The organism is Azospirillum himalayense, assembly GCF_042657465.1.
GTDB classification, from domain to species: domain Bacteria; phylum Pseudomonadota; class Alphaproteobacteria; order Azospirillales; family Azospirillaceae; genus Azospirillum; species Azospirillum himalayense.
In genome coordinates this window covers 112,970-123,923 of sequence record NZ_JBHSLC010000096.1, presented here as the reverse complement: position 1 = coordinate 123,923, position 10,954 = coordinate 112,970, and the positions used below count along the sequence as shown (strand labels likewise).

The window sequence follows — 10,954 nt, the reverse complement described above, 5'->3', positions numbered from 1 at the left end:
ATGCTGCCCGACGCCATCCGCCGCAAGGTCGAGATCGTCATCTACGCCCTCGTCGGCGTCTTCGGCGCCTGCATGGCCTACAACGGCTGGGTCCTCGGCACCTCCGTCGCCGCCTACTACATCCCCAACCTGCACGTCTCCGAAGCCGTCCGCTACATCCCGCTCGTGCTCTCCGGCGTCCTGATCGTGCTCTTCGCCATCGAACACGTCGTCGCCATCATCCGCGGCGAGGAGGTCGCGCCGTCATGGAACTGACCATTCTGGCCGTCACCTTCTTCGGCTTCCTCGTCCTGGGCATCCCGGTCGCCTTCGCCATCGGCCTGTCGGCGCTCTGCACCATCCTCTACGAGGGCCTCCCCGTCGCCGTCATCTTCCAGCAGATGATGTCCGGCATGAACGTCTTCTCCTTCCTCGCCATCCCCTTCTTCGTCTTCTCCGGCGAGCTGATGCTCCACGGCGGCGTCGCCGACAAGATCGTCGCCACCGCCAAGAACATGGTCGGCCACATCCGCGGCGGCCTCGGCATGTCCAACGTCGTCGCCTGCACCCTGTTCGGCGGCGTCGCCGGCTCCCCCGTCGCCGACGTCTCGGCTATGGGTGCGGTGATGATCCCGATGATGAAGCGCGAGGGCTACCACGCCGACTACGCCGTCAACGTCACCACCCACGCCGCCCTGGTCGGCGCGCTGATGCCGACCAGCCACAACATGATCATCTACGCGCTGGCCGCCGGCGGCAAAGCCTCCATCGGCGCGCTGATCGCCGCGGGCATCGTCCCCGCCCTGCTGCTGATGGTCTGCAACCTGGGGGCCGCCTACTACGTCGCGGTCAAGCGCGGCTACCCCGCCGGCACCTTCCCCGGCTGGTCCATCCTGGGCCGCTCCTTCGCCGCCGCGGCCCCCGGCCTGCTCATCGTCGTGATCATCCTGGCCGGCATCACCTCGGGCGTCTTCACCGCCACCGAGTCCGCCTCCATCGCGGTGATCTACGCGCTGCTGCTCACCACCTTCGTCTACCGCACGCTGACCTGGGACCATTTCCTGGCCGCCGCCGCCAAGACGGTCAAGACCACCGGCGTGGTCCTGCTGCTGATCGGCGTCTCCACGATGTTCCAGTACATCATGGGCCTCTATCAGGTGGCCGAGATCACCGGCGAGCTGATGGCCGGCATCTCGACCAACCCGCTGGTCATCTTCCTGCTGATCAACATCATCCTGTTCCTGCTCGGCACCTTCATGGACATGGCGAGCACGATCCTGATCTGCACGCCGATCTTCCTGCCCATCGCCATGCAGTACGGCATGGACCCGGTGCAGTTCGGCATCGTCATGCTGATCAACTGCGCGCTCGGCCTCAACACGCCGCCGGTCGGCACCACCCAGTTCATCGGCTGCGCCATCGGCGAGGTGTCGGTCGGCCAGGTCATGCGCTCCATCACACCCTTCTACGGCGCCCTCTTCGTCACCCTCCTCCTCGTCACCTACGTTCCCACCTTCTCCCTCTGGCTGCCCCACCTCCTCATGCGGTGAGGCACATAGGGTCATGAAAAGGGCCGCGCCGGCATCCCCGGCGCGGCCCTTTTCATGTCGGCTTTCGGCGGATCAGCCGGCTTCGGCGTTCGACGAGTTCTGCCACAGGTTCAGCCCGCCATCGACGGCGTGGCGGTCGATCTCGGCCAGTTCCTCCGGCGTGAAGGCGGTGTTCTTCAGCGCGTCGAGCGAGTTGTCGAGCTGCTCGACGTTGCGGGCACCGACCAGGGCGGAGGTCACCCGCGGGTCGCGCAGCACCCAGGCGATGGCCATCTGGGCCAGCGTCTGGCCGCGCCGCGTGGCGATGGCGTCCAGGGCGCGCACGCGCTCCAGATTCTCCGGCGACAGGAAATGCGCCTTGAGCGTGCCACCCTTGGCGGCGCGGGCGTCGGTGGGCTGGCCGTTCAGGTACTTGGTGGTCAGCATACCCTGGGCCAGCGGCGAGAAGGCGATGCAGCCGATCCCGGTCTCCTCCAGCGCGTCGAGCAGACCGCCCTCGATCCAACGGTTCAGCATCGAGTAGGAGGGCTGGTGGATCAGGCAGGGCGTGCCGAGGTCCTTGAGGATCGCCGCCGCCCGCCGGGTCATCTCCGGCGAGTAGGAGGAGATGCCGACATAGAGCGCCTTGCCCTGCCGCACGGCGTGGTCGAGCGCGCCCATCGTCTCCTCCAGCGGGGTGCGCGGATCGACGCGGTGCGAGTAGAAGATGTCCACATAGTCGAGCCCCATCCGCTTGAGGCTCTGGTCCAGGCTGGCCGTCAGGTACTTGCGCGAGCCCCAGCTTCCGTAGGGGCCGGGCCACATGTCGTAGCCGGCCTTGGTGGAGACGATCAGCTCGTCGCGGTGGGCCTTGAAGTCGGTCGCCAGGACGCGCCCGAAATTCTCCTCCGCCGAGCCCGGCGGCGGGCCGTAGTTGTTGGCGAGGTCGAAATGGGTGACGCCGCGGTCGAAGGCCCGGCGCAGCACGGCGCGCCCGGTCTCGAACACGTCGGTGCCACCGAAATTCTGCCACAGCCCCAGCGAAATGGCCGGCAGGTCGAGCCCGCTCCGCCCGCTGCGGCGGTAGGTCATGCCGGTGTAGCGGGCCGGATCGGCGCGGTAGAGCGATTGCATCGCGGTCTCCTGGCTGTCTTGCGCGGTGTTGGGAGGAACGTGACTGATATATTAGAAATCAGCCGCAATCCAAAGCCAAGAGCGCACAACGGCGTCAGACCGGCTCGGCCTCGTCCTCCGAGGGGGCGGTGAAGTAGAGCGGGTTGGCCTTCTGCGCGTCGGCGATGGTGACCTGGAGATAGTCCAGATGCAGGTCGATGGCCTTGGCCGCCGCCTCCGGGTCGTTGTTGGCGATGGCCTCGATGATGACCGAATGCTCGGCGATCACATCCGGCACACGCCCCAGCACCGGCAGGGTCAGCAGGCGGTAGCGGTCCACCTGCACCTTCACCTGCTGCGTCAGGTTCCAGAACCCGGGGTAGCCGGCGGTCTCCGCCAACAGCGCATGGAAGGTCTCGTCGGCCTGATGGAAGCCTTCGAAATTCTGGGCGGCCTCCATCTCGCGCTGGAGTTCCAGGTTGGCGCGCAACTTGGCGATCTGGCTGCGGGTGGCGCGTTTGGCGGCGTAGCGGACGGTCGCCTCCTCCAGCGCCTTGCGGATGGCGATGGCTTCCGGCAGGGCGCCCAGCGGAATGCGGGAGACGAAGGTGCCCGATTGCGGAAAGATCTCGATCAGCCCCTCGTCCGCCAGACGCAGCACGGCCTCGCGCACCGGGGTGCGGCTGACGCCGTAGTCCTGGGCGATCACCTTCTCGGCGACCGGCTCGCCCGGCTTGCGGCGGAGCGAGACGATCTCGTTGCGCAGGTCACGGTAGATCGTCGCCGCCACGGTGGTGCCGCGCTGGGCCGGACGGGCGACCGCCGCCGCCGTGCGGCGCCGGGTCCGCGTCTTGACGCCCTCGGCCTGTCCGGAATCCGCCGTCGATGTCTGCGCCGCCTTTTTCAACACCCGCTCCTGCCAGGAAGATTCAAGGGCGCCGGTGCTCCGGGATGCCGGCGCCGAACCCGCTGGTTCACGCCGCAGACGGTCCGCCCTTCATCGCAATATACTAATACCCGGCGGGGTGGGTCAAACGCCTTCACCCCGCGCGGCGCCCCGGTTCCGCGCCAGTTTGTCCCACCGGGAAGCGCGTTGCGCCACTCATCAGTATACTAGTATATTGAAGGAAGCTCCACCGCGGAGCGCACAGCCGCAAGGACCGTCACCGTGGACCGCAAACGCATCGCCCTCGTCGCCCACGACGCCCGCAAGCCCGACCTGATCGGCTGGCTCGGCGCCAACATCCACGCTCTGGAGGGCAACGTCTTCTGGTCCACCGGCACCACCGGCCGATTGGTCCGGGAAGCCCATCCCCAGCTGGACATCACCTCATTGAAGAGCGGTCCGCTGGGCGGCGACCAGCAGATCGGCGCGATGATCGCGGAGGGCCGGATCGACCTGCTCGTCTTCTTCGTCGACCCGATGACCGCCCAGCCCCACGACGTGGACGTCAAGGCGCTGACCCGCCTCGCCACGCTCTACAACATCCCGATGGCCTGCAACGAGGCGACCGCCGACATGGTGATCTCCTCCCCCCTCTTCACCAGCGGCTACCGCCCGCGGGCCGTGGACTTCGCCGCCCACGATTCGCGCCGCCTCTGACGGGCCCTCTTGACCAGTCGCCCTCTTGACCAGTCGCCCTCTTGAATTGCGCGTCTTGCCGTCTGAATTGTGGGCGGGACGCACAAAGTCCTTGCATTCGGAACTGATATATTAATATATTCCGAGATGCGGGGTACGACCGGCGCCACGCCGCGCGCCACACCCGAACCACCCATTCAAATGGGCACCGGACCCCCGTCCGGCATCCCTTTATCCGGAGATGAACGATGCTCCACCCCGACCGCCTCTTCCCCAGCGATCCCACGCAGCGCGACATCGCGCGCCGGCTGTACGCGGAGGTGGGCCACCTGCCGATCATCAGCCCGCACGGCCACACCGACCCGTCCTGGTTCGCGAAGAACGAGGCGTTCCCGAACCCGGCGTCGCTGTTCGTGGTGCCCGACCATTACGCCTTCCGCATGCTCTACAGCCAGGGCGTGACGTTGGAGAGCCTGGGCGTGCCGCGCAAGGACGGCGGGGCGGTGGAGAGCGATCCCCGTAAGATCTGGCGTCAGCTGGCGCAGAACTGGCACCTGTTCCGTGGCACCCCGACGCGCATGTGGCTCGACCACGCCTTCGAGACGGTGTTCGGCGTGACGGAGCGTCTGAGCGGGGCCAGCGCCGACCGCATCTTCGACCAGATCGACGCCTGCCTGCAGAAGCCGGAGTACCTGCCGCGCGCCTTGTTCGAGCGCTTCAACATCGAGCTGCTGGCGACCACCGAGTCGCCGCTCGACACGCTGGAGCATCACCGCGCCATCCGCGAGAGCGGCTGGAAGGGCCGCGTCATCACCGCCTTCCGCCCCGACCCGGTCGTCGATCCGGAGTTCGAGGGCTTCCAGGCCAACGTCGAGACGCTGGGCGCGCTGTCCGGTGAGAACACCGGGACCTGGGCCGGCTACCTCGCCGCCCTGCGCAACCGCCGCCAGTATTTCAAGGAGGTCGGCGGCGCCACCTCGACCGACCACGGCCACGCCACGGCGACCACCGCCGACCTGTCGGACGCCGACGCCGAGCGGCTGTTCGAAAAGGCGCTGCGCGGCACCATCACGGCGGCCGAGGCGGAGATCTTCCGCGGCCAGATGCTGACCGAGATGGCCAAGATGAGCCTGGACGACGGGCTGGTCATGCAGATCCACCCCGGCAGCTTCCGCAACCACAACCCGGGCGTCTTCGAGCGCTTCGGCCGCGACAAGGGCGCCGATATCCCGACCGGCACCGAGTATGTGCGGGCGCTGAAGCCTCTGCTCGACCGCGTCGGCAACGAGCGCGACCTGACCATCATCCTCTTCACGCTGGACGAGACCAGCTACGCCCGCGAGCTGGCGCCGCTGGCCGGCCATTACCCGGCGCTGCGCGTCGGCCCGGCTTGGTGGTTCCACGACAGCCCCGAGGGCATGCGCCGCTACCGCGAGATGATCACGGAGACGGCCGGCTTCTACAACACGGTCGGCTTCAACGACGACACGCGCGCCTTCTGCTCCATCCCGGCCCGCCACGACGTGGCCCGCCGCGTGGACTGTGCCTTCCTGGCCCGGCTCGTCGCCGAGCACCGGCTGGAGGAGGATGAGGCCGCGGAACTGGCCGTGGATCTCGCCTACACCCTCGCCAAGAAGGCCTACAAGCTCTGACACGAAACCCCTCTCCCCTCTGGGGAGAGGGTGGCGCCAACGGCGCCGGGTGAGGGGGTTGCGCTTTTGCCGGACGTCCCACCACGCGCATCCCCCTCACCCTGCCCCTCTCCCCAGAGGGGAGAGGGAATCTCCATGAGAGGACCATCACCATGGCATCGCTGACCATCCGCCTGCATCCCGCGGACAACGTCGTCGTTGCCGGCGCCGACCTGCCGGAGGGCACCACCCTGCCCGACACCGGCGTCGTCGCCCGGAGCACGATCCCCTCCGGCCACAAGGTCGCGGTGCAGGCGATCGCGGTCGGCGAGCCGGTGCGCAAATACAACCAGGTCATCGGCTTCGCGACCGCTCCCATCGCACCGGGCGACCATGTCCATGTCCACAACATCGGCGTGGGCGACAGCTTCGAGCGCGATTACGCCTTCGGCGCCGACGTCCACCCCACCGACCTCGTGCCGGAGGCGGAACGCGCCACCTTCCAGGGCATCGTCCGCCCGGACGGGCGCGTGGCGACCCGCAACTACATCGGTATCCTGACCACGGTGAACTGCTCGGCCACCGCGGCGCGGATGATCGCCGACCAGTTCCGCGGCGACGCGCTGGCCGCCTACCCGAACATCGACGGGGTGGTCGCGCTGACCCATTCCTACGGCTGCGGCATGGGCTCGCAGGGCGACGCCATCGACGCGCTGCGCCGGACCATCGCCGGCTACGCCCGCCACCCGAACTTCGCCGCCGTGCTCGTGCTCGGCCTCGGCTGCGAGGTGAATCAGATCGACAAGCTGGTCGAGGTCGAGGGGCTGACCGTCGGCGACACGCTGCAGACGCTGGCGATCCAGGAGAGCGGCGGCACCGCCGCCACCGTGCGGGCGAGCGTGGAGCGCATCCGCGCCCTGCTGCCCCGCGTCAACGACGTGCGGCGCGAGACCGTGCCGGCCAGCCACCTAATCCTGGCGCTGCAATGCGGCGGCTCGGACGGCTATTCAGGCATCACCGCCAACCCGGCTCTGGGCCACGCCGTGGACCTGCTGATCCGCAACGGCGGCACCGCGGTGCTGAGCGAGACGCCGGAGGTCTATGGCGCCGAGCATCTGCTGACCCGCCGCGCCGTCAGCCCGGCGGTCGGCGAGACGCTGGTCGAGCGCATCCGCTGGTGGGAGGATTACACCAGCCGCACCGGCGGGGAGATGAACAACAACCCGTCGCCCGGCAACAAGAAGGGCGGCCTGACCACCATCCTGGAGAAGTCGCTGGGCGCGGTCGCCAAGGCCGGCACGACCAACCTCGTCGAGGTGGTGCGCTACGCCGAGCCGATCACCGGGCCGGGCCTCGTCTTCATGGACACGCCGGGCTACGACCCGGTGTCGGCCACCGGGCAGGTGGCGGGCGGCGCCAACGTGCTGTGCTTCACCACCGGGCGCGGCTCCGTCTTCGGCTGCAAGCCGACGCCGTCGCTGAAGCTCGCCACCAACACGCCGCTGTTCCGCAAGATGACCGACGACATGGACATCGACTGCGGCCCCATCGCCACCGGCGACGCCACCATCGAAGAAGTCGGGCGGGCGATCTTCCAGCTCATCCTCGACACCGCGTCGGGCAAGAAGACCAAGAGCGAGGAGCTGGGCTTCGGCTCCGACGAGTTCACGCCCTGGCAGATGGGCGCGGTTATGTGAGCGAAAGGGCTTGCGCGCTCATTGATATACTAGTATAAGTGTTTTCGTTCGGTTATCCTTTGAAACCCAGTCGGCAGACCGCGCCATGCGCGTGGTTCCGCCGAGTGACGTTTCTCCAAAGTGCGACTTCAGACCGTCGGGGCACGCTCCGGCGGTCTTTTCTTTTCGGAGTCGGGCGATCCGACGGCGGCGCGCAGCCAGTCCCGGAAGGCGGTGAAGCCCGGCTCCCGGTGCCGCGCCGGCCGCGAGACCAGATACCACGCCCGCCCCATCGGCACGGTCAGCGCGAAGGGCGTGACCAGCCGGCCTGCCGCCAGATCGTCGGCGATGTAGAGCTGCGCCCCCAGCGCCACCCCCACCCCATCCGCCGCCGCCTGCAAGGTCATGGCGTAGCTGCTGAAGGACAGCCCCTTCACGGCCGGCGGCGCCAGCCCGGCCGAGGCGAACCAGTGCGGCCAGTCGTCCGCCCAGTGCGACACCGACAGCAGCGTCGCCGACAGCAGATCCTCCGGACGGCGCAGAGTCCGCGCCAGGGCCGGCGCGCAGACCGGCAGCATGTCGGCGGTGAACAGCTCCTCCACCTCGTAGCCCGGCCAATGCCCGTCGCCCAGCAGCAGGGCGCAGGTCCAGTCCTCGCGGATCGGCGCGCCGGCGCCGCCGGTGGCAATGCGAACCTCCACGTCGGGGTGGCTCTCGTGGAAGGCCGACAGGCGGGGAATCAGCCAGCGCACCGCGAAGGTGGCGCCCACCCCCAGGGTCAGCACCGGGCCGTCGCGCATGGCGGCGACCCGCTCCACGCTGTCCGCGATCGCGTCGAAGGCGCCGGTCAGGCCGGGTTGCAGCGCCCGCCCGCGATCGGTCAGCTCCAGCGCGTTGGCCCGCCGTTCGAACAGCGGGAAGCCCATCCGCTCCTCCAACAGGCGCACCATGCGGCTGACCGCAGCCTGCGAGACGTTCAGCTCGCCCGCCGCCCCGGTGAAGCTGCCGTGGCGGGCCGCGGCCTCGAACGCCCGCAAAGCGTTCAGCGATGGCAGGCGCCGCATCCGATCCCCTCCCCGTTCACCCCAACATTTCCTGGGGGTCAGCATCAGACAATCCCGTTTGCGGGGCAAGCGCGCCGGGAGCATCATGCCCTCCACAGTCAAAGAAAACTTTCGGATTGAGCGGGATGCTGACGGTTCCCCTGACACTCGGCCTCGGCCTTGCGGCGCTGGTCACCTCCTTCCTGTCGGGCCTGTTCGGCATGGCCGGCGGCATGGTGCTGATGGGATTGCTGCTGGTGCTGCTGCCGGTGTCTTCGGCCATGCTGCTGCACGGGATCACGCAGATGACCGCCAACGGCTGGCGGGCGTGGCTGTGGCGGCGGCATGTGCAATGGGGGATCGTGGCCCGGTTCCTGTTGGGCGGGGCGGTGGCGGTCGGCGTCTTCACCCTGATCCGTTACGTGCCCGGCAAGGCGGAATCGCTGATCCTGCTGGGCCTATCGCCCTTCATGGCGATGGCGGTTCCGTCGCACTGGTCGCCGAACGTGTCGCGGCGCGGCCACAGCACATTGGCCGGAGTCCTGTGCATGGGCGTGCAGCTGATCGCCGGCATCTCGGGACCGCTGCTCGACGTCTTCTTCGTGAAGTCCAGCCTGTCGCGGCAGAGCGTCGTCGCGACCAAGGCGACGATGCAGGTCTTCGGCCACCTGTTCAAGACGGTCTATTTCGGCTCCCTCGTCGCGGCGTCGGAGGCGGAAGCGCTGGACATCACGGTGACGGCCCTGTGCATCGGCATGGCGGTTCTGGGGACGAACCTGTCGCGCCGCGTGCTCGACGCCATGAGCGACGCCCAGTTCCGCAGTTGGAGCCAGCGTCTGGTCGCCCTGACCGGCACCGTCTATCTCGGCCAGGGGCTGTTCCTGCTGGTGGTGCGGTAAGTTCCGGGGGGCGACACACTTTAAATTCCCTCTCCCGCCCCGGGAGAGGGAGGGACCCGTCGCGAAGCGGTGGGAGGGTGAGGGTAAGGCCAAGGATCAGAGTCTTGATCCTCGTACGACCCTCACCCGCCCGCTTCGCGGGCACCCTCTCCCGGGACGGGAGAGGGAAAAACATTCACACCGGTCTCCACCTCTTCCGGGTGGAGGGCCGAAATTTTGCGTGCCTGGGTGGTGGCTGACAGGTTCATGACAGGTTCGCCTGCTAAACAGTTGGAACAACCAACCACCGTTCCCGGAACCTCCACCATGGCGACCGCATCCACAGCCAGGACGTCGGCGAAAACCACGGCGAAGACCGCATCGGCGGACGAGCGGACCACGCTCTTTTATGGCGCCGCCTGCGGCGCGGGGGCCGGCGGCTCCGTCCTCCTCTACGAGGTGCGTCCGCAGCGCCCCCCCGCCAAGGCACCGTAAGGCGCGCCAAGCGCCGTCCAAAAAGCAAAAAAGTCCATTCGGAGGAAACACCATGAGCCTCGGCACCCCCGCCAAGGGGATGCTGGCGGTGGCCGTGCTGGCCGCTGCCGCCCTCTTCGCCGCTCCCGCGTCCGCGGAGATCAAGAATCTGGAGATCATCGCCCCCGCCAACGCCGGCGGCGGCTATGACCAGCACGCGCGCGCCATGCAGCAGGTCCTGCAGGACCACAAGCTGGCCTCCAGCGTCCAGGTGGTCAACATTCCGGGAGCCGGCGGCACCATCGGCCTCAGCCAATTCGTCACCGCCAAGAAGCGCAACCCCGGCCTGATGATCTCCGGCCTCGGCATGATCGGGGCGATCCTGATCAACAAGTCGCCGGTGTCGCTCGATCAGGTGACCCCGCTGGCCCGCCTGACCGGCGAGTACCAGCCCATCGTCGTGGCCGCGGATTCGCCGTTGAAGACGCTCGACGACCTCGTGAAGAAGTTCAAGGCCGATCCCGGCTCCGTCTCCTGGGGCGGCTTCGCGGTGGGCAGCCCCGACCACATCCTCTACGGCCTGCTGGTCAAGGCGATCGGCGGCGACGTCTCCAAGATGAACTACATCGCCGCCGGAGCGGGCGGCGAGATGATGGCCTCGGTGCTCGGCGGGCACATCACCGTGGCGACCGGCGGCTACAACGAGATGGCCTCGCAGCTCCAGGCCGGAAAGCTGCGCGCGCTGGCGATCTCCTCCCCGCAGCGCCTTCCCGGCATCGACGTCCCGACCTTCAAGGAGCAGGGCGTGGATGTCGAGCTGGTGAACTGGCGCGCGGTGATGGCGCCGGGCAACCTGAAGGCGTCGGAGAAGCAGGTCCTGGACGACGCGGTCGGCGCCATGGTCCGCACCGACGAGTGGAAGCGCATCGCCGCGGAGCGCGGCTGGATCGACCTCTACCTGCCGTCCGACCGCTTCGCCGCCTTCGTGAAGGACGAGCGGACGCGGATCGAAGGCGTCCTGACCGAGCTGGGCCTCGTCAAGTGACCGA

11 protein-coding genes are annotated in these 10,954 nt (G+C 68.2%); 7 read left to right on the top strand and 4 right to left on the bottom strand.

Going from position 1 to position 10,954, the window contains the following annotated elements:
* On the top strand, window positions 1–255 hold a 255-nt coding region (locus ACFPMG_RS27380), incomplete at its 5' end, for a TRAP transporter small permease subunit (protein WP_376998367.1).
* The gene (locus ACFPMG_RS27375; RefSeq protein WP_376998366.1) at window positions 246–1,529 is read left to right on the top strand and encodes a TRAP transporter large permease; all 1,284 of its coding nucleotides are present in this window, start codon (window positions 246–248) and stop codon (window positions 1,527–1,529) included. The genes ACFPMG_RS27380 and ACFPMG_RS27375, both read left to right, overlap by 10 nt.
* A gap of 72 nt (window positions 1,530–1,601) precedes the next feature.
* Here ACFPMG_RS27375 and mgrA read toward each other — a convergent pair whose 3' ends face one another.
* Both mgrA and ACFPMG_RS27365 read right to left on the bottom strand, forming a co-directional pair.
* Window positions 1,602–2,642, bottom strand: coding sequence for an L-glyceraldehyde 3-phosphate reductase (mgrA, locus tag ACFPMG_RS27370; protein WP_103040805.1), 1,041 nt, complete (start codon window positions 2,640–2,642; stop codon window positions 1,602–1,604).
* A gap of 94 nt (window positions 2,643–2,736) precedes the next feature.
* Entirely contained in the window at window positions 2,737–3,528 is a 792-nt protein-coding gene (locus ACFPMG_RS27365) for a GntR family transcriptional regulator (protein WP_059399708.1), read from the bottom strand.
* A 261-nt stretch (window positions 3,529–3,789) separates the two neighbouring features.
* Between ACFPMG_RS27365 and ACFPMG_RS27360 the strand changes: the two genes are divergently transcribed.
* From ACFPMG_RS27360 to ACFPMG_RS27350, 3 genes are all read left to right on the top strand, one after another.
* The gene (locus ACFPMG_RS27360; RefSeq protein WP_014199988.1) at window positions 3,790–4,224 is read left to right on the top strand and encodes a methylglyoxal synthase; all 435 of its coding nucleotides are present in this window, start codon (window positions 3,790–3,792) and stop codon (window positions 4,222–4,224) included.
* A gap of 227 nt (window positions 4,225–4,451) precedes the next feature.
* On the top strand, window positions 4,452–5,855 hold the full coding sequence (gene uxaC, locus ACFPMG_RS27355) for a glucuronate isomerase (RefSeq protein ID WP_376998365.1): 1,404 nt from the start codon (window positions 4,452–4,454) through the stop codon (window positions 5,853–5,855).
* Between the two features lie 152 nt (window positions 5,856–6,007).
* On the top strand, window positions 6,008–7,531 hold the full coding sequence (locus tag ACFPMG_RS27350; RefSeq protein WP_376998364.1) for a UxaA family hydrolase: 1,524 nt from the start codon (window positions 6,008–6,010) through the stop codon (window positions 7,529–7,531).
* A gap of 128 nt (window positions 7,532–7,659) precedes the next feature.
* Here the strand turns inward: ACFPMG_RS27350 and gcvA are convergent, their stop codons facing one another.
* Window positions 7,660–8,574, bottom strand: a complete 915-nt coding sequence (gene gcvA, locus ACFPMG_RS27345) for a transcriptional regulator GcvA (RefSeq protein ID WP_376998363.1) — start codon at window positions 8,572–8,574, stop codon at window positions 7,660–7,662.
* Window positions 8,575–8,699: 125 nt separating this feature from the next.
* Between gcvA and ACFPMG_RS27340 the strand changes: the two genes are divergently transcribed.
* Window positions 8,700–9,452, top strand: coding sequence for a TSUP family transporter (locus ACFPMG_RS27340; RefSeq protein ID WP_376998362.1), 753 nt, complete (start codon window positions 8,700–8,702; stop codon window positions 9,450–9,452).
* Between the two features lie 122 nt (window positions 9,453–9,574).
* On the opposite strand, the gene ACFPMG_RS27335 is transcribed toward ACFPMG_RS27340, so the two are convergent.
* Window positions 9,575–9,832, bottom strand: coding sequence for a hypothetical protein (locus tag ACFPMG_RS27335; RefSeq protein ID WP_376998361.1), 258 nt, complete (start codon window positions 9,830–9,832; stop codon window positions 9,575–9,577).
* 146 nt (window positions 9,833–9,978) lie between these two features.
* Here ACFPMG_RS27335 and ACFPMG_RS27330 point away from each other — a divergent pair, with 146 nt between their 5' ends.
* The gene (locus ACFPMG_RS27330; protein ID WP_376998360.1) at window positions 9,979–10,950 is read left to right on the top strand and encodes a Bug family tripartite tricarboxylate transporter substrate binding protein; all 972 of its coding nucleotides are present in this window, start codon (window positions 9,979–9,981) and stop codon (window positions 10,948–10,950) included.
* The last annotated feature ends 4 nt before the right edge of the window (window positions 10,951–10,954 follow it).

Coding starts and splice junctions, on each gene's coding strand:
- mgrA (WP_103040805.1), bottom strand. CDS start 2,642: ATGCAATCGCTCTACCGCGCCGATCCGGCCCGCTACACCGGCATGACC.
- ACFPMG_RS27340 (WP_376998362.1), top strand. CDS start 8,700: ATGCTGACGGTTCCCCTGACACTCGGCCTCGGCCTTGCGGCGCTGGTC.
- uxaC (WP_376998365.1), top strand. CDS start 4,452: ATGCTCCACCCCGACCGCCTCTTCCCCAGCGATCCCACGCAGCGCGAC.
- gcvA (WP_376998363.1), bottom strand. CDS start 8,574: ATGCGGCGCCTGCCATCGCTGAACGCTTTGCGGGCGTTCGAGGCCGCG.
- ACFPMG_RS27330 (WP_376998360.1), top strand. CDS start 9,979: ATGAGCCTCGGCACCCCCGCCAAGGGGATGCTGGCGGTGGCCGTGCTG.
- ACFPMG_RS27375 (WP_376998366.1), top strand. CDS start 246: ATGGAACTGACCATTCTGGCCGTCACCTTCTTCGGCTTCCTCGTCCTG.
- ACFPMG_RS27350 (WP_376998364.1), top strand. CDS start 6,008: ATGGCATCGCTGACCATCCGCCTGCATCCCGCGGACAACGTCGTCGTT.